This is a genomic window from Candidatus Hepatobacter penaei (assembly GCF_000742475.1).
In the GTDB taxonomy this organism is placed as follows: Bacteria; Pseudomonadota; Alphaproteobacteria; order Holosporales; family Hepatobacteraceae; genus Hepatobacter; species Hepatobacter penaei.
In genome coordinates, this window is record NZ_JQAJ01000001.1 from 317,095 (window position 1) to 334,235 (window position 17,141).

Genomic DNA, 17,141 nt, shown 5'->3' on the forward strand with positions numbered 1-17,141 from the left:
AGAGTTTGTTTGCATTGTTTTTAAATGGGCAAAAATTCTTATTTTTCATGGGCTTTCCTATTTTTACTGGGCGGTATTGTGGCCGTGGGCAGTGAACGCATCTATAAGGCCTGCTGGTGGCGCATGCGCAACGCAGCAGAGATGGAGCGCATCCATAACTGGGACGCCTATATCCCCGAAAATGACCCAACGTTAAGTCGGCGCATCGGGGCTGCCCTGTTGCCTAAAGCTCAGGCGACAAAACTTTATGTCACCCTTGCTGTCCTCACCCGTATTTTTGATGATCATGGTGTCACCTGGTGGGCCTGTGGTGGCACGCTGCTTGGTGCTATCCGAAATGGTGGCATTATCCCCACCGATGATGACATTGACCTCTGTGTCTTTGAGAAGGATTTGCCTAAATTAGAAAAGGCACGTGCAGCTTTGAAGCAACAAGGGTTTAGCCTCCGCATTCAGCATGGTGGGGTGAAAATCAAATCCATGACCCATCCACGGGATAGCTATCAATACCTGGGCTTGTTTGTGATGAAGGAGGTGGTGCGTGAGGGCAAACACGAAGTGGTGCTGAGCTCACCTAAAGCTGAAAAAATCTGGCCCACGTTTCGCTTTGAAAAAAAATACATGTTCCCTCTTAAAAAAGTGCCTTTTGGCCCCACACACGTGTGGGTGCCCCGCGTGCCTTACCCACACCTAGATAAATATTATAAAAACTGGAACAGTGTGATGTATGTGTGGAATCATGGCCATCCCTTCCCGCCTTTTTATATGACCATCACGCCCGAGCTGCGCAAACCAGCGCCTTGGTGTGAAGAAACCTTTTCTTCTGGCGCTGCAGCTATTCACACACCTCAAACACCCTGTGGAGACCCGCGTGACGCCACCCCTTGAAGGTGCTTATGCTCAAGAAATGATCTCTAGCCTTAAAGCTGACCCTGTCAGGTTTCCCTTAGGGTCTTGACCAAAAAAGAAAAAGGCGTTTTTCCTAGAAATCTGGCACTCTCTGTGATAGAGTGCCAACGTTAACAAAAAATGAAGCGAGGAGATCATTCATGACATCAATGAAGCTGCGTCCTCTGGCCGATCGCGTTCTTGTCAAGCGCGTTGAGGCAGAGGAAAAAACCAAAGGTGGTATCATCATCCCTGACAACGCCAAAGAAAAACCCATGGAGGGTGATGTGGTGGCTGTGGGCACCGGCGCTCGGTCTGAGGGGGGTCAAATCATCCCGTTAGAACTCAAGGTTGGTGATCGCGTTCTTTTTGGCAAGTGGTCAGGCACCGAAGTCAAGCTGAACGGTGATGAAGAATTTATGATTATGAAAGAGTCCGACGTAATGGGCGTTTTTAGTCAGGCAAGCTAAGGAGATAAAACACAATGGCAAAAAAGAACGTAGAATTTGGCGGCAGAGCCCGCGACAAAATTGCTAAGGGCGCCAACACCTTGGCCGATGCCGTCAAGGTGACCTTGGGGCCCAGAGGCCGCAATGTGGTGCTACAAAAATCATTTGGTGCCCCCCGCATCACCAAAGATGGTGTGACGGTGGCCCGCGATACTGAGCTTTATGATACTTTTGAAGACATGGGCGCAAAGATGCTGCGCGAAGTAGCGTCAAAAACTTCGGACGTGGGCGGTGACGGCACCACCACAGCCACAGTGCTGGCTCAGGCCATTCTTACCGAAAGCAACAAAGCCGTGGCAGCTGGCATGAACCCTATGGATCTTAAGCGCGGCATCGACACGGCTGTAAACGTCATCACAGCAGAGCTTGATAAAAACAAGGTCACCATCAAGGGTGATTTTGAAAAAATTGCCCAGGTGGGCACCATTTCCGCCAATGGTGAAAGTGAAATCGGCAACATGATTGCTGAGGCCATGAAGCGCGTGGGCGATGAGGGCGTGATTACGGTGGAGGAAGCCAAATCCCTTCATACAGAGCTTGATGTTGTGGAAGGCATGCAGTTTGATCGGGGCTATGTGTCACCTTATTTTGTGACCAACACAGAGAAAATGTCCATCGAGCTGGAAAATCCTTTCATCCTTATGTATGAAAAGAAAATCTCCACCATTCAATCCATCGTGCCTATCCTTGAGGCAGTGAACCAAGCTTCGGGGCGTCCGTTGTTGATTATCGCCGAAGATGTGGAAGGGGAAGCCTTAGCCACCCTGGTAGTCAACAAATTGCGCATCGGCCTGAAAGTAGCGGCCGTAAAGGCTCCTGGCTTTGGGGATCGCCGGAAAGCCATGCTTGAAGATCTGGCTGTGTTGACAGGCGGTGAACTGGTCTCAGAAGAGACAGGCGTCAAGCTTGAGAATGTCACCTTGGCCATGCTGGGGCAAGCCAAGCGCGTGCTGATCAACAAAGATGAAACCACCATCATCGAAGGCGGTGTAGGCAAAACCAAAGATCACATTGAGGCCCGCTGCAACCAAATTCGTGCCCATGTTGAGGAAAGCACCTCAGATTATGATCGCGAAAAGCTGCAAGAGCGTTTGGCCAAATTGGCTGGAGGTGTGGCCGTCATTCGTGTAGGTGGCGCCACGGAAGTGGAAGTGAAAGAGCGGAAAGATCGTGTGGATGACGCGGTAGAAGCCACAAAAGCTGCGGTGGAAGAAGGCATTGTCGCCGGCGGCGGCACAGCCCTCTTGGTGGCCGGACGGGCACTTGATGGCGTGGTCACTGACAACGCAGATCAAAAGGCCGGATTGGACATCGTCGCCCGCGCCGTACAGGCCCCCGCGCGCCAGATTGCCAAAAACGCGGGCAAAGAAGACTCCATCATCGTTAACGCCGTGTTGACAAAAAATGAGATCAACTTTGGCTATGATGCGCAGAACGACACCTATGGCGATATGCTCAAAATGGGCATTATTGATCCCAAAAAGGTGACACGCTCCGCCCTTCAAAACGCAGCCTCCATTTCTTCCCTGATTGCCACCACGGAAGTGGCCATTGCAGACAGGCCTGAAAAGGCTGAGGCTGCATCGGCGCCCCGTGATCCTGGTATGGGCGGCATGGGCGGCATGAGCATGGGTGGCGGCATGGGCGGTTTCTAACCCGGCCCTTAAGGGGTTACCTCTACGGAGATTGAGCCCCTTACCTAGCTCTATTGCTAACCTAGCCTAGCTAAGTTTAGGAGGTCTGCTTTACCAAGGCAGGCCTCTTTTTTACTACACAGGCTGCTTGAGGCAGCCCCTTTTCCCCCCTCAAGGAACCTCTTTGTTGGATATAAAACCTCCTCATAAGGCTGCTTCATCGCACCCTTTTGGTAACGAACGTTGCCGCACCCCTTTTATTGGCCATCCCTTTTGTGACCCCTCTCTGATCTAGAGTTTCGTGCTTGATAGCCTCCCCTTGGCAATGTTATGAGCCTATTGTCTTTTCCCTGATCTTTCTTTTATCATTTTGGGTAGAAGAGCCACACAAAAGCCAAGCATTGACAACCAAGCCATTGACAATGCTTATGACACATTGTCCAATACCTTATCTTTATCCTCAGAGGTCATGCCATAACAACGTCCATGAAACGTTTTCTATGCTTCTTGTGCTTGTTACTCAGCAGCCATCATGTGTTGGCTCCCCCCTTGCCTGTGAAACTGCGCCCAGAACCCCCTGACTATGACACCCTCCAAACCGTGGTGCGACTGAATAGGACGACAGGCCTGGACGATTCGTGTCTTGCTGCATCGATGGTCTTAGATACATTAACCTCCACAGGGGCTTCACTCATGGTTGAAACCCGCGATGACCAAGGCCGTTATGCATGGTTTGCCACTGTTTTTTTTAGACCCCAAACAAAAGGGATCACAACACTGGTCACACGGTGTGTGGCCTCTGAAGTGCTGGTGAAGTTGTTTCGTGCCCCCGGATATGGCGAGCAAGACCGGCACGTATGGCGATGCTCATAACACATCCACCGATCGTGCGCATATCCCTCTGAAAGCCTCTTCTTTCACGCTTGAAGAACCAGATCCTCTTTTTCTAAGCATCGATGAAAAAAGATGTGTCAGCCAACATCAAGAAGCCTTGGCATCCAGCTTGTTTGAATGGCGCCTTGATGCCCCCCTCACCATTTCTCGTTTTTTTTACAAACTACAAGACATGCGTATGGACGGTCACTTTCCTCACTATAACCTGTATGGCTATGACACACGTGGCGGCGCTCTCAATTGTGTGACGTTTGCCATGACGCTTCTCAAGAGCTTGAAGGGACGTGAGTCTATCCCCCCTCACCTTCTGCCAGAATATCAACAGCCCACAGCCTTGGGCCATATCACAGGACCTATGCCTTTAAGAAGTACCGGATTGGGTTTCCTGGTTGGCTACTGTGGGTCCCTGTTGATCATGCCGACAGCATGGCCACTCATAGCCTTATGGGCGGGTGTAGGCGCTGGCGCGGGCGCTGGGGTTGGCCTGCCTCTTACGTATATCCTGAACAAACAAAGTGAAGTGCGTCACATGATCACCCTTGAAACCGTGTTTAACGCCTATCTCAAAGACAAAAAGTGGGCAGATATTGTCACCATCAAGCCAAAAGATGATGGCGGATATGCAGAGGCATGCTATGAACAATACAAAAATCCTTTTGTTTTGCGTGCGCTCAACACCCTACGCGGCCAAGAAAAAAACGTGGAGCGCAAGGATCGCAAACCCCTGCATTATGTCTTTGGCAATCGATATTCTTTTGTGGATGATCAAAGCACGAACACCTGAAAGGCATCATCATAAAGCCGCATCCTTCCCCGTGAGGGCATCCACACCTGATGGATATGCGTTCTGTTGACCTGTGGCCTGAGGGTTTCTTGAACGCGGATAGGCGTTGCGATGATGTGGCAGTGATGCATCGCGGTCATGTGGTGCACATCGACAATCTGTTTCTTCGCCTAGGCTTTTCAAACTTTTCAAGCCCTTATCTCACACGTGTGCACAACAATTTGTCTCTCACCCCTGCATCCCAATCTTGACTTTTTGACAAAAAATGACACAATATCAAATCATTAATGGCAAGGGATGATCTCATGCGCATGGTAGCTTTTTTTCTATGGATAGGTTTTGTGGGCAACCTGATGGCCCCACCCACGCCCTCAAACCAAGATCAACCCGATGAACATCGCAGCGCGCCCCCCAAGGGGCCCCTCTTTCTTTCACTGAAGAACACCTGAATAAAAAGGTCGCGCCAACACTTGGGTTTGCTTTTGTTGAAAAACATATGCATGACTTCACCACTGCCATCCGTTGCCTTGAAGGCGCAGAAAAAGAACTGGATAGGATCACAGCTTTATTGCAAGATCCAAGAATGGTGTTTATGCCTGGCTTTTCTGAAAAACAAGCACATTATGAGAGAGAAAATATTTCTACTCTTCTGCTGTTGCTACAAGCAAAACGTACGGACCTAGAACTGAAGCTCTTTCTTAACACCTTATTAACTTCACCAAACAAGGATGGCCTCTGTCAGTTTAATGAAGATGTTAATGAGGGATTCTTGCAATCTGGTGGAGAGCTTTTTTCAAGGGTAAAAAACACATGTCGGCAGATAAGCTATCAGGAACCATGGTTTGATACCAAAGACTTGGCTGCTGAGACGCCTGTCTTTAACGTCCCTTTTTACCCTCAATCCCCAAACTATGACACGCTTACTACGGTGGTGCGCTTAACTCACTATGGTGACATGATGGTTGACACCCGTGATCATCAAGGCCGCTACGCATGGTTTGCCATCGTCTTTTTTGAAAACCAGGAGGGGAGGTTTCCGTCCGACTGGCACAGCATCGAGCCCCCATTTCCTTCAAGGGTGAGGGTAAAACTTTTTCGTGCCCCCGGGTATGGGGATGAAGACCGCACCTATGGCGATGTTGCGTTTGATCCTTCAGACGATGAAGCTGGCGCACCCTTGACCTCTTCTTCTTTTTGTCTTGAAGAGCCCGATATCATGTGGCATGGCAAATAAGAGTGTGCCAATCCCAGAATCAAGGCTCCCATCGCATACCGTGACAATCTTAAGCTGAGCCACCTTGAATGGGCACTTCATGCCCCCCTCACCATTCACCGTTTTTTCCATGAACTGAACGGTATGCGCCTTGATGATCACACCTTTCCTGGCTTCATCCCATGTGATAGATTCCCAGAACCGCGGGCACTCCATCAGACAACCTTTACCCTGGCCTTTCTGCGGAGATTTCTGCCTATCGAAGAAATTGGCCCCTTTCCTGAGGAATATTTCCCTAACTATCAACAACCCACGAGCTTGTGGTCAAGAGCTGTACACCGTGCAGGGCGCCTATACGATGCGCTGGCAGAAAGAGAAGGGCCGGCTATCCCCAGCCTCTTGCGGATGCTTGAGCTTCGATACCTGGCAGGGCCGTTGGCCGTGGGGCCTCGTTTTGTGTTGACCCGCAATCAAAGAGACAAAGATTTTAAGGATTCCTATAGTACTAAGACACTTTATGAAAAATTTTATATGAATCACGTTTTTCCTTACGTATATAGGAACGACAGAGGGGGCTTTGACCCCGAAGAGGCCATCGTAAAATTTTTTCCCTGTGTGGCCTATAGGTTGCTGGGAGAGCCAGGCAGCTAACAAAGCATCGCTCGGTCAATCATCAGCATGCCCAAATCCGAGCACCTGGGGTAATCCGGGCGTCTGGGATCAGGTCTGCCTCAATCCGGCTGCCGCCTCAATCCTTATAAAGGCACGCTTAGAGGGGCACCCCCTCAGCATAGCATGTGCTTTCTTGGCCCCCCAAAAACAGATTGTTGTGGTCTGCTGTGCTCTTTATTTCTTTTTTAAGAACCCACGATTGACTTGCCAAAAAAAAATGCGATAGAGTCAACATTGGCAAATATATTATTGGTAAAAAAACGCTTTTCTGGGCGCAACCCTTTCTTTTTTATCTAAAAAAAAGCAAGAAAATAATTTTTATACATTTATTTTTTGTTTATAATAACAGAAAGTGCCAATAAAGTGTTTTTTATATAAAAGAATAGCGTGCATGTTGAAGCGCCTTTTATTTCCTACCTTCATCTTTCTCCTTGGGGGTGCCCTCACCATGACAGGCGACCGGCTTTACAAAAAGTGGAACCGGGTGCGCTTTCATCGGACCGCCGATGCCTCGCCTCCTTTAGACACGCAGAGCAAGATTCTCGCATCACAAACCTCTCCTGACCTGGCGCACGACCTTTATCAATTAATGCAGATCAGCCACGAGGTTTTTGACACGCTCCACATCACCTATTGGGCGGATGGCGGCACGCTGTTAGGAGCGATTCGCAATGCCGGCCTGATTTTAACAGATGATGACGTGGATCTGGCGATTTTACACAAAGATGAACCCAAGCTTATGAACGAGGTGAAGCGTCACCTCGAGGCCCGCGGTTGCACCATCATTGCCGTTGAGCCGTGCTATAAAATATGCTTTATCAAAGACCTGAAAGTGAACCCACAGAGCCAAGGTGAGGCCGACCGTTATCTCGAGCCGACCACAGGCGTTGATATCTTCCCCATGCAAGAAGCAACGCCGGGCATCTTGACCTACAGCAACGCCCACGCAGACGCGTTATGGTCAGGCACAAACTTTTATCATAAGCGTCACGTCTTTCCCTTACAGAAAAAACCGTTTGGGCCGTTGATGATTTTTGTCCCCTATGATCCCTACCCTCATCTAGATTTGTCTTATCCCGGCTGGAACACGCGCGCGTATATTTCGAATTACCACAAACCTGGCAACCCCATTGAGCCCTTCACGGTGCCCCTCACGCCTGAACTGCGCAAACCTGCCCCTTGGCGGGCGGGGTTTGAGTATATCCCAGGCCAACAAGCGGCCATGCCGCCCACGATCGATATCACGCGCGATTTCCCGAACGCGCCACAACCAGAAGGTTAGCGGCGAATCACGAAAGGCGTGGCCGCAATCATCACCACCATCCCTATGACAAACGTGCCGCTCACCATCTCGCCCAAAAAGAGAACGCCAAACAAGGCGCTGATGGCAAAACGCCATAAACTGAGCGGGGCCAACACATTGAGGTCTGTCAACGACAAGGCTTTGGCCAGGGACCATTGCGCAAGCCACTCAATGCCGCCAATCAGCAGTAAAAAAAGCCATTCCTCCCCCGTAGGCATCGACCACTTCAAGGCCGCGGCTGTGCCAATAAAAAGGCTATTGAGACCCAGTAAAGACAAGGTGGCCTCATAGGGCGGCACACTGACCAACATTTTCTTGGCAGCCACATTCGCACCCACATAGCCCAGAATAAACACGACAGGCAACAACCACGCTTCAAGCGGCGTGCCTTGATGGTGGAATTGGGCAGACCACACTTCTTGACGAATCAAAATCGGCGCTGCTAGCAAAAGAAGACACAAGGCACCAAAGCGTGCACGCGTGGTGGTTTCCTTCAACAACCACAAGGCTGCCAGAAACGTGACCAGGGGCGCCATCAAGCGAAAAGACACCGCAATGCTTAAGGGATAGATGCGCAGGGCGCAAAACCACCCTAAAAACGCCAAACTGGCCATCATGCTGCGCGCCACGGCCCACAAGGGCGCACGGGTAATCACAGACGCGATAAATGACCGCGGCGATTGGATGTGCCAAAGGGCAAGCCCCAAAAACGGCACCCCCACCTGAAAAAAAGCCACCACGCTGGGCGACAGGTGCGTGCCTTTCTTTTGCATCCAGCACGCCAGCATAGAAATCACCGCAAAACATGTTGTGGAAACAAACTTCCAAAACACGCCCCTTAAATGGTTATAGCCTGTGTCTGTGCATGCACGTGAGAGAAAGCGAGTGAAGGGGGTGAACAACGTCAAGAAAGTCTGCGCAACGGATGTCTATTGTCAAGTCTTACCTATTCTTCTACGCTAGAGACGTAAAGATGTCATCCCCACCAAGGAGCTTTCTTTGACCAAGACGTCACCTGATCCGAGCGCCCGGCGCGCCGACCTTAAAAAACGCACCTCATCGCGGCTTATGTTTGTGCAGGCGCTCTACCAGTCCGAACATAGTGAAGACAGCCTCCATGTCTTGGGCAAAGATTTTTGTGAGGATCCGTTAAAATCTTTTTTGGTGGATGAGGGCATTGTGGCAGACCCGGCCTATTTTAAAAAACTACTTTCTGTGTTTGAACACGATATCCACCTTTTTGACGAACGGATTAATGGTTTTTTAACTTTACCTTGGCATTTTGAGCGTCTTGAACCCATTCTTCTTTCGATTTTACGTGCTGGATCTGCTGAACTTTTTTCCATGAGGGATGTCCCTGAACAACTCATCATCAATGAATATGTCACGCTGGCCCACGGTTTTTTTCATCAAAAAGAGCCAGCTTTGGTGCACACGATTTTGGATAAAATGGCACACCTTTTTCGCCACCCCCACGAAACACGCAACGAAACGCCTTAACCTCACCTTGGCTATCCTTTTGTGGATCACGTTTCCTGCCCTGGGCATCGCTGAGGAAACCAAGCTTGAAAATCGTAACCCCAGTGTTGGCAAGGTTCATATACAAAACCACGCCGTGGTGGACAAGGCCCCCTTTTTTCTTCTCAAACCCTTTCGCGTCATGGTGCTCAGTGATAAAGGGCCCATCGCCATTTTACGCGCTGACGTTATTGTGGAAACCCATGACGAAACCTCAAAGAAAAAGCTGGAAAAATTTTTACCCCGCATTTATAGCCGGCTCTTAGAAGATTTTTATGGCCTGGCCTATCTTTTGTGGGGGTCAGGCTATCACCCCGACCTTATGTCCATCAAAAACCGCACAGAACGCCTGGTGCGCAAGGAAGTTCATGAAGACTTGGTGCGCGACGTTTTTGTGCAAAAAGTGTTCATCAAGCCCATGCCGCCCGTGCGCAATGACAAGGCTTTCTGATAAAATCGTTACTTTATAACCAAAAAGACCACAAATAAGACATGAAGACCTTTTTGTGAGAAGAATACTCGTCTTCTTAAGTAAGGTTTATCTATGCGGTTTTTGTTCCTTGTGCTGAGCCTTTGTTGCAGTATGTCCCCTTTGTTGGCAAAACAGAGTTCTTTGCAGCAAGAAGGAGAAACATGCTTTGCTAAAACGTCAAGATATAGCCGACGCTCTTTTTCTGGGCTCTTCTCACAAATCAAAAGATATGGATCATTTTCCACACAAAAAACCTACAGTGCCTCATCCGAAAACGTTAGCCCCGCTGATGCACCAGCCTTAAGAAAAAAAGAGGCTACAAAAACCAGCGCACCCTCTCAGTCTTTGAAAGAGCGTTTTCGCCGATCCTCATTTAGCCTCTCTTCCTTCAGCTTCAAGAAAAAACGTCCCCCCAGTCAGTCATCTGAACAAAGTGTTGATTCTGGCTTCGAGTCTTTGGGTTCCACAAGTGAGCGCAATGATTCTGACTTCAGATCCTCCGGCTCAATAAACAGTCTCTCTCAACCCGCAGACGATGAGCTCACACCTTACGCCACATGTACACTTGAAAGCCTTAACGACATGGAAGAGCTTCTTCAAGCCTTAGCAGAAAAACCTAACCAAGAGCCCCCTCAGGTTTTGCCCAACGGACACGGCGGATATGTCACACGATCTGGTCACCTTTGCACGCAACATGGTGACATCCTCGCAGAACCACTTTTTTTCGACGATTCACAACAAACATGGGATTCTCCAGAGGCCTGTAAACTGTGGGCACAAGAGCAGAAAGAACAAAAACATTGCCCTCACGATGAGACAGATCATCATGCGTTTCCGTCTGTTTTATCAGCTACGGAGCTTCAACCAGAGGCAAAAAGCCTTCTCCTTGAAGAAAGCGGTTATCTTGTCCCCAATGCCCTTGATCTTAACCCTAAAAGCATGGATCACACCATAGAGATGGAGGACGGATACCTCGTACCCAACATTTCTTCTCCGCAAGGACATACATCAAACCTAGAAGCAAAAGACCACCCTCACTCGCTAGATGCGTCTCTTCAGCGACTTCGTGATGAGCTCCTTGATCTTATGAACGCTTAGATTAGATCGTCTCTTGACTGGTAGATAAAGAAGAGGGCCCAGCCCTTCTCCACACAGCCTGACCCCTTTAAGGAAAAGACCTTTTCATAAACCATACGCTACGTTTAGGACACATCCTTTAAAGGATGACAAATCCCAAGGAGTTTCGTGTTACCTGACGTCATTGTTTGTAGCCTAGCACAGACGGCGCTGAAAACCACGCGCGTGATAGGTATGCAGACGCTTCTCTTGATATTTTTCCCTAACCTTCTTGCAGGCTCCGCGTGCCTTTTTCACCCCTTTTTATCGAATTTTTGATTAATTTAGATAAAATTGTTGATTTCAAGGGATGGTCGTTATATAATTGTTTAAAAAGCATTTTATTGAGGTTGCTATGTCCGCAAAATCAACACGACCCATTTTTGTTGGTCTCTTTTATGCTGGCTTCACCAGCGCCAGCCTTGTTTTTCTTATGTCTGTGGCCAGCATTTTTCGTGCCGCCTGCATCGATTGGGGATGGGTCACCTATCCACCCGACCTCAGTTTTTTTGGCAGGGTCTCAACCTCTGTCTATCCAGGCGCCTTGATTATGGCTTCTCTCGTTCTTCTTGTGCTCATGGCGTTAGAAACAACGTTTCTCAAACAAAAGCGCATACCCTTTGATGCACCGACGCGTCTTTATTGGTTTTATGCTTTGGGGTTTCTGTGCGTAGCCTATGGCGCTTTTGAAATTGCAGGGCTTGTCAATGATTATTTCTACCATGACCCTCTCTTGCTTTCTCGCACCATACGCGTAGGGGTGATTCTTTTTGTGCTGGCTCATGGCATCGCCCTTGTCAGGCTTGAGACAGGTTCGCCTGACCGTCTTATGTCTTTGGCCAAAGTGCGTGGATGGGTGGTCATGGTGGTCATGCTGCTGGGGCTCTTGTTAACGTTTTCGATCCTCACGCCTCAAAAAATAGCGCATAAACATAAAATGGATGCCCTTCTTCTAGGCAAAGCTATGCGCAATTATTTATCAACCAACGAGGATGACGCCTCTCAATAAGGCCCCTCACCCTCGGGGCAAAGAGAGTTAAGTGTTTCTTCAGCGCTCGTCTTTTATGATGCCTTGACCTCAGTATGGCCCTGTGCCTAAACAACAAACGCAAAGGCACCATGACAGCACTCAGCAAAACGCACACGCGCCATGATACGGTCAAGCAAGAGCTGTGCTTGGCCTATCACATTTTGGCTCACCTTGGCCTCGATGATCACACCTACACCCATCTCTCCATGCGTGCGCCTGGGGGTGATTCATTCTATATCTATCCCTTTGGCCTTAGGTTTGAGGAGGTGCACCCTGGAGTTTTATTACGCATCTCTTTGGCAGGCGATATCTTAGAAGGCCATGAGCTTCACTATAACCAAACGGGCTATATCACCCACAAAGCCCTTTATATAGCGCGCCCTGATGTGCAGGCCATTTTTCATCTCCACACCCCAGCCAGCGTGGCGGTGTCGGCCACCCAAGACGGACTTTTACCCCTCAGTCAGTGGGCTCTCCATTTCTATCAGCGCGTGCGCTATCATGACTATGACGCTCTTCTGCTTTCAGACGCGCAAGGCGAAGCCATGGTCCGCGACATGGGTCAAGAACACGTGCTTTTTATGCGTCATCACGGTTTTGTCACCACAGGACGCACCGCAGCTGAAGCCTTATTCTACACCTACCACCTTGAACAAGCTTGCAAAACCCAGTGTTTAGCCAAAGGCATGAACGCACCGCTCCGTCACCTAAGCAAAGACGTCTGCACCAAAGCCAACGAGGTGTTGCTCGCTTTTGAAAAAGACCTAGGTAGGCGCGATTGGCAAGCCTGGCAACGGGTGCTTGGCCACAAAATTAATAGCCAATAAAAAATTAATAAAAACAAATAAGATACTTTTTTATATTTTAAAAAAATAATTTTATCTTAAATTAGCGCATATTTTTATTTTATAAGATGGTGTTAATTGATAAAATCGTTTTTGTTATTGTGTTGTGTCAGTGCTTCTTTATCCTGTGTGAACCATGCTTTCATGCTATCCAGGCGATCCTGGTCTAGAGGGTGCTATCCCTCTCATAACTTCTTCGTCAACGTCAGACAGCCCTGATGAATCAGGCTCCTCTTCCCGCGCACTTTCTCACTCTTTTTGGTTTCCTACCACAAAAACCAAGAAGCTGGCCTTCCTTGGTTTGGCTTCCGCTATTGGCATTATTGTGGGCGCCCCTGTCGGAAGCGCTGTGACCTATGTTGCCATGGGTGGGTCTTGGGCATCCCTTACCGCCCTGCTTGCCAGCAATATTACCACATTTGCACCCCTTGCCTCCACGACCCCAGCTCCACCCTTGAATCCATCACGGAAGAGAGAGCCTTCACACCCCCCAGCTCCACCCTTGACTCCACCACGGTACAACAATGGGTCAGATGCCATCTTCAATATGGCCGGCTCCCTAAAGACCTCACCTTTGAAGGTGTTTTATACTTGAAACGTGAGACCACACCTGAGTGTGACAAGGAGGTGAATAGGGAAATACTTGTTCCACATCAAGGAATGACACGCTTCCGTGACACATCCGATATGTGGGGTCAAACGATGCTCTCCTTTTTAAAGACAGAGGTGGCCAGGAATTCACGCCTCTCTGAATTGGCATAAGATAAAGATTTTGTGGGCAGTATGCATTGGATATTATGCACCTTTTCTTTCGAGGAGAAAAAGGAGATCAAAAAACACTTTCCTCTTTTGGAGCGCGCCATCGATCAAGGCTTTTCTTGCCCAGACAGAGGGTGCATCATCCAAAGATAGGCATAAAACCACCTTTTTAAGCGAAAAATTAACGACGCTGGGGCGCGGGGCTCATAACCCCGTGCCTTTAGGTGAACATGTTGCTCTTCATAAAACGCTTACCTAGCCTTCATTCACCAGTGCACCACACAGTCTATAGTTTGTCTTGCCCTTGTTTTGTGAAAAGCCGCTCAGCCTGCTTATCACAACTGCTTGACTGTAAAAATCGATAATACAGCCCACCTATACGCAAAATTATAGGGCACATACATAAAAATCACCGTCAATATCAAAAATTTAATAAAAAACATACAAAAAAGCTTTCTTTTTGGACTTTTTTTATAGATAGTGCGCTCATGTTTTATTGTTTTTAAGGTTATTTTTGATGAGAAGACTTCTATTCCTTGCTCTTTCTTCTGTTATTTTATGGCAAACCCCTGTGTTGGGCATGCGGCTAGACGAATCTGACAGCCTGACGCCACAAAAAGACCAGATGGTGATGGTAATGCCGACCAAAACCCCACCTTCATCACCCTCCGCCTGGGTCTATGGCAATGCTGATAATGACTATGGCCCTATTACCTCTTCCTCCCCACTTTCTACAGAAACGACCCCCGCCCCTTCACGTTTTTGGACCACAAAAAACAAGGTGATCGCAGGAGGCACAGGCATGGTTGCAGGCGTGATCACAGCTGTGATGGCACTCACAAAACTTTTTTCATCTCACGCTCAGGCTGCTGACCTCACCACCTTTTCTTGGGGGCTCACGACATCAGAAGCGCCTTTAAATATGACCACCCCTCATGGTCAAGCCCATGGCCCCCAGAGCTCTTTAGACATAGATAGACTCACCACACATGTGCTGACCAGTATGGAAACGACGCGTGCGCGCTATGGGGATACAGAGGAAGAGATAGAGGATTCACATGAAAAAACCCACGAAGATGCACGTTGGAAGAGCACAACCGCTACATCCCATCGTGGGTCATCAACCCCTGACGATTGCCTTGCGCCCATCGCTGCCTCCCTGCGCACCCACGTGCGCCCTCTGGTAAACAGCCTCATGAACGCCCCCGCGCAGGCCAGGCGTGACTGTCATTTGCTTTTTGGCATCACATCCCTCACGCTAGAAGGACTGTTTGATCCCACCTTCGATGTGCCGGGGTTTCAAGCCTCCCTCAAGCAGATGCTGACGTGCCAGGGCCTTTCCTGTGACAATATGCTGGATGACAACCTAATTATCCCCACGCAGACTGGTGTGATGCCCGCGTGCCTATGGGAAGATTTGAGTGATTTTTTCAAAAATGGTTATGGCAGTTCTTGTTACAGATCTTTGCTCAAGAAATACCACCAGGTGCAAGAGATAGCCGATAGGGAGACCTTTGTGTGCTGGATGAACTGGGCCATGCACGTGATGCCCAATGATGATGCTGCGCCCTATGCGCTGGTGAAACAGGTGGTGGTGTGCCCGTTTGATTAAATCACGCCCCCCCTATCACGGCCTCACAGGCTAGGGCTAGCATAGCTGACAAGGCGCCCTCAAGGGCGCCTCCCTTAACGGGACCAGCTAGTCAGTCCTCTCCAGCACAATTGCCTGCATCTTTTTCACCGGATGAAGCTTCCCTATCTCTCACTTCTTTTCTTATAGCCGTCCACCTTGCACACCGACTTTCATGCTTCTTTCTCAAATCAACAATAGCAAAATGCAGGTCCTTAATTCTCTTTGCCAGTATATTGATATCTTCTTTTTGGTCATTGATAATGTCCTGCTTGTGTGCCAAAGCCTCTTTAAGGGCTTTCAACTCTTTTTCATGCTCCGCTTCCCATCCTTTCACAGCAATCTGTCGCAGATTTTCTGTTCTTTTACGAATAAACGCTTCGGCGGTTTCTTTTGACGCCCGTTCTTGATCCGTCTCGGCTTTAGCGACCTCTAAGGCCTCTTGGGCTTTTTGCAAGACATCCGCATCTTCCTCTTGCTCTTGGGCGTGGTGTTCTTTATCTTCAGCGTGAACCCTTTTGGCCTCGGCCAATTGCTGCATAAGATCGGCCACCTGTGCATCAAGGTCTTCAATACGCTGGGTTTGATGGGTGAGAATGTCTTTGTGACCGCCAGGCGCAGGATAAGTTTGCACCATCTCTGGGGCTAGGAAAAATTCTTCATCATCTGAGCTGTCTTCAGGCGTGTGTACGTGCCCCCCCCAAAGCCCCGTGGCGAAAAGGTGCTGACCTTTTTCTTGTGCGGGGTAAAGGGGTGAGGGCCCGTTAAAAATCGTCTCTCTCGACCATAGGTGTAGCAGGCGAGGTTCCAGCAGGGGCAGCGGGTGACTCAATGACTTCAGGCGTAGGTAGTATGGTGGCAGGTGAAGCTTCTGTCGGTGCCGCCGGAGAAAGATTGTCCTGCTCATCCCGTAAAGCCTGGCCTTGAGCTCCTAGATAGTGCTCTTGTTCCACAAGCGTAGGGTCTTCTGGATCATGATCACCAAAAATTTGAGATAGCAAGGCATCAATACGCGCTTCAGGTACGCTGGTCAACGCTGCAAGCTCAGAAGCCCATCCAAAGGTTCGGTTCAGCAGCGCAAGAGATCGATGAGTCAATAGGTCCGATGGGTCACAATGACTTATGAGGCCAGCGGCTCAATGGCCACAAAAGAGCGGCCCCGCCGTTTATAAAAATTCACGGCCCCTGGCGTAAGCGCAAACAAGGTGTGGTCTTTGCCCATCCCTACGCCCGTTCCGGGATAAAACTTTGTGCCACGCTGACGAATCAAGATCCAGCCCGGCAACACATGGGTTCCACCAAAGGTTTTGACGCCCAGACGCCGACCCTTCGAGTCGCGACCGTTTTTTGAACTTCCACCTGCTTTCTTTTGTGCCATGTTTGCTCCTCAGCTAAGCATTGCCAGAACGATTGACAGATTGACCTTTCAGAAGGATATCACGCACACGCACCAACGTCATAGACTGACGGTGGCCGTTGAGACGACGATAGTTATTGCGGCGCTTTTTCTTAAAAACCAGCACCTTGTCTGTGCGAATGTTTTCCATCACATCAGCCTTCACTTCAGCGCCATCCACTTTGGGCGCGCCAATGTGTGTGTTCTTGCCATCATTCACCATCAACACGTGATCAAACACCACAGCGCCATCGGCTTCTAACTTTTCCACAGACACCACATCGCCAGGCGATACGCGATACTGCTTTCCTCCGGTTACAACAACAGCAAACACAAGGCTCATCCTTTCTAAGGTTCAGCCTTTATGGTGTAAAAAAGCCACCCCCTTGTCAAGACATCGCGCAAAAATCTTGTGCCTTACGCATGCGGGCAATTGTCTTTCATTCTTCCCTCCTCAAAAACAGGTTCTTAGGTTGTG

19 protein-coding genes are annotated in these 17,141 nt (G+C 49.2%); 14 read left to right on the top strand and 5 right to left on the bottom strand.

Going from position 1 to position 17,141, the window contains the following annotated elements:
* Window positions 1-24 precede the first annotated feature (24 nt).
* The 8 genes from IG82_RS0101745 to IG82_RS0101810 all read left to right on the top strand — a co-directional run bounded on the left by IG82_RS0101745 (window position 25) and on the right by IG82_RS0101810 (window position 7,876).
* The gene (locus IG82_RS0101745; RefSeq protein WP_031933946.1) at window positions 25-888 is read left to right on the top strand and encodes a LicD family protein; all 864 of its coding nucleotides are present in this window, start codon (window positions 25-27) and stop codon (window positions 886-888) included.
* A gap of 161 nt (window positions 889-1,049) precedes the next feature.
* Window positions 1,050-1,358: a co-chaperone GroES gene (locus IG82_RS0101755; protein ID WP_031933947.1), complete on the top strand. Its 309-nt coding sequence runs from the start codon at window positions 1,050-1,052 to the stop codon at window positions 1,356-1,358.
* A 14-nt stretch (window positions 1,359-1,372) separates the two neighbouring features.
* A complete protein-coding gene (gene groL / locus IG82_RS0101760) occupies window positions 1,373-3,052 on the top strand; it encodes a chaperonin GroEL (protein ID WP_031933948.1) in 1,680 nt (559 codons plus the stop codon).
* Between the two features lie 465 nt (window positions 3,053-3,517).
* Window positions 3,518-3,904 carry a hypothetical protein gene (locus tag IG82_RS0101775; protein WP_156095300.1) on the top strand — a complete coding sequence of 129 codons (387 nt, stop codon included), beginning with the start codon at window positions 3,518-3,520 and terminating at the stop codon, window positions 3,902-3,904.
* A complete protein-coding gene (locus tag IG82_RS0101780; RefSeq protein WP_031933950.1) occupies window positions 3,867-4,709 on the top strand; it encodes a hypothetical protein in 843 nt (280 codons plus the stop codon). The genes IG82_RS0101775 and IG82_RS0101780 overlap by 38 nt, the downstream gene beginning before the upstream one ends.
* Window positions 4,710-5,205: 496 nt before the next feature.
* Window positions 5,206-5,943 (top strand): hypothetical protein, encoded by a 738-nt coding sequence (locus IG82_RS0101795; protein WP_031933952.1) that lies wholly within the window; start codon window positions 5,206-5,208, stop codon window positions 5,941-5,943.
* A gap of 123 nt (window positions 5,944-6,066) precedes the next feature.
* Entirely contained in the window at window positions 6,067-6,573 is a 507-nt protein-coding gene (locus IG82_RS0101800) for a hypothetical protein (protein ID WP_031933953.1), read from the top strand.
* Between the two features lie 412 nt (window positions 6,574-6,985).
* Complete coding sequence (locus IG82_RS0101810; RefSeq protein WP_031933954.1) at window positions 6,986-7,876, top strand: LicD family protein; 891 nt, start codon at window positions 6,986-6,988, stop codon at window positions 7,874-7,876.
* Here IG82_RS0101810 and IG82_RS0101815 read toward each other — a convergent pair.
* Window positions 7,873-8,730 carry a DMT family transporter gene (locus tag IG82_RS0101815; protein WP_156095301.1) on the bottom strand — a complete coding sequence of 286 codons (858 nt, stop codon included), beginning with the start codon at window positions 8,728-8,730 and terminating at the stop codon, window positions 7,873-7,875. The two genes, IG82_RS0101810 and IG82_RS0101815, sit on opposite strands and share 4 nt — an antisense overlap.
* A 166-nt stretch (window positions 8,731-8,896) precedes the next feature.
* Here IG82_RS0101815 and nusB point away from each other — a divergent pair, with 166 nt between their 5' ends.
* From nusB to IG82_RS0101870, 6 genes are all read left to right on the top strand, one after another.
* Window positions 8,897-9,397 carry a transcription antitermination factor NusB gene (nusB, locus tag IG82_RS0101820; RefSeq protein ID WP_031933956.1) on the top strand — a complete coding sequence of 167 codons (501 nt, stop codon included), beginning with the start codon at window positions 8,897-8,899 and terminating at the stop codon, window positions 9,395-9,397.
* Between the two features lie 7 nt (window positions 9,398-9,404).
* A complete protein-coding gene (locus tag IG82_RS0101825; RefSeq protein WP_031933957.1) occupies window positions 9,405-9,866 on the top strand; it encodes a flagellar basal body-associated FliL family protein in 462 nt (153 codons plus the stop codon).
* Between the two features lie 132 nt (window positions 9,867-9,998).
* On the top strand, window positions 9,999-10,985 hold the full coding sequence (locus tag IG82_RS0101830; protein WP_031933958.1) for a hypothetical protein: 987 nt from the start codon (window positions 9,999-10,001) through the stop codon (window positions 10,983-10,985).
* Window positions 10,986-11,358: 373 nt separating this feature from the next.
* Window positions 11,359-12,012: a hypothetical protein gene (locus tag IG82_RS0101840; RefSeq protein WP_135958278.1), complete on the top strand. Its 654-nt coding sequence runs from the start codon at window positions 11,359-11,361 to the stop codon at window positions 12,010-12,012.
* A 110-nt stretch (window positions 12,013-12,122) separates the two neighbouring features.
* Window positions 12,123-12,860 carry a class II aldolase/adducin family protein gene (locus tag IG82_RS0101845; protein ID WP_052545599.1) on the top strand — a complete coding sequence of 246 codons (738 nt, stop codon included), beginning with the start codon at window positions 12,123-12,125 and terminating at the stop codon, window positions 12,858-12,860.
* A gap of 1,294 nt (window positions 12,861-14,154) precedes the next feature.
* Window positions 14,155-15,249, top strand: coding sequence for a hypothetical protein (locus IG82_RS0101870; protein WP_156095303.1), 1,095 nt, complete (start codon window positions 14,155-14,157; stop codon window positions 15,247-15,249).
* A 91-nt stretch (window positions 15,250-15,340) separates the two neighbouring features.
* On the opposite strand, the gene IG82_RS0101875 is transcribed toward IG82_RS0101870, so the two are convergent.
* The 4 genes from IG82_RS0101875 to rplU all read right to left on the bottom strand — a co-directional run bounded on the left by IG82_RS0101875 (window position 15,341) and on the right by rplU (window position 17,006).
* Window positions 15,341-15,904, bottom strand: a complete 564-nt coding sequence (locus IG82_RS0101875) for a hypothetical protein (protein WP_156095304.1) — start codon at window positions 15,902-15,904, stop codon at window positions 15,341-15,343.
* Between the two features lie 127 nt (window positions 15,905-16,031).
* Entirely contained in the window at window positions 16,032-16,364 is a 333-nt protein-coding gene (locus IG82_RS07145; protein WP_156095305.1) for a hypothetical protein, read from the bottom strand.
* Window positions 16,365-16,387: 23 nt separating this feature from the next.
* Window positions 16,388-16,645 (bottom strand): 50S ribosomal protein L27, encoded by a 258-nt coding sequence (gene rpmA, locus IG82_RS0101880; protein ID WP_031933964.1) that lies wholly within the window; start codon window positions 16,643-16,645, stop codon window positions 16,388-16,390.
* A gap of 13 nt (window positions 16,646-16,658) precedes the next feature.
* The gene (gene rplU / locus IG82_RS0101885; RefSeq protein WP_332840770.1) at window positions 16,659-17,006 is read right to left on the bottom strand and encodes a 50S ribosomal protein L21; all 348 of its coding nucleotides are present in this window, start codon (window positions 17,004-17,006) and stop codon (window positions 16,659-16,661) included.
* Window positions 17,007-17,141: the final 135 nt, after the last annotated feature.

Bases quoted from the DNA above. Each gene is read 5' to 3' on its own strand.
- IG82_RS0101745 (WP_031933946.1), top strand. From the start codon at position 25: ATGGGCAAAAATTCTTATTTTTCATGGGCTTTCCTATTTTTACTGGGC.
- IG82_RS0101755 (WP_031933947.1), top strand. From the start codon at position 1,050: ATGACATCAATGAAGCTGCGTCCTCTGGCCGATCGCGTTCTTGTCAAG.
- groL (WP_031933948.1), top strand. From the start codon at position 1,373: ATGGCAAAAAAGAACGTAGAATTTGGCGGCAGAGCCCGCGACAAAATT.
- IG82_RS0101775 (WP_156095300.1), top strand. From the start codon at position 3,518: ATGAAACGTTTTCTATGCTTCTTGTGCTTGTTACTCAGCAGCCATCAT.
- IG82_RS0101780 (WP_031933950.1), top strand. From the start codon at position 3,867: ATGGCGAGCAAGACCGGCACGTATGGCGATGCTCATAACACATCCACC.
- IG82_RS0101795 (WP_031933952.1), top strand. From the start codon at position 5,206: ATGCATGACTTCACCACTGCCATCCGTTGCCTTGAAGGCGCAGAAAAA.
- IG82_RS0101800 (WP_031933953.1), top strand. From the start codon at position 6,067: ATGCGCCTTGATGATCACACCTTTCCTGGCTTCATCCCATGTGATAGA.
- IG82_RS0101810 (WP_031933954.1), top strand. From the start codon at position 6,986: ATGTTGAAGCGCCTTTTATTTCCTACCTTCATCTTTCTCCTTGGGGGT.
- IG82_RS0101830 (WP_031933958.1), top strand. From the start codon at position 9,999: ATGTCCCCTTTGTTGGCAAAACAGAGTTCTTTGCAGCAAGAAGGAGAA.
- IG82_RS0101840 (WP_135958278.1), top strand. From the start codon at position 11,359: ATGTCCGCAAAATCAACACGACCCATTTTTGTTGGTCTCTTTTATGCT.
- IG82_RS0101845 (WP_052545599.1), top strand. From the start codon at position 12,123: ATGACAGCACTCAGCAAAACGCACACGCGCCATGATACGGTCAAGCAA.
- IG82_RS0101870 (WP_156095303.1), top strand. From the start codon at position 14,155: ATGAGAAGACTTCTATTCCTTGCTCTTTCTTCTGTTATTTTATGGCAA.
- IG82_RS0101875 (WP_156095304.1), bottom strand. From the start codon at position 15,904: ATGGTGCAAACTTATCCTGCGCCTGGCGGTCACAAAGACATTCTCACC.
- rpmA (WP_031933964.1), bottom strand. From the start codon at position 16,645: ATGGCACAAAAGAAAGCAGGTGGAAGTTCAAAAAACGGTCGCGACTCG.
- rplU (WP_332840770.1), bottom strand. From the start codon at position 17,006: ATGAGCCTTGTGTTTGCTGTTGTTGTAACCGGAGGAAAGCAGTATCGC.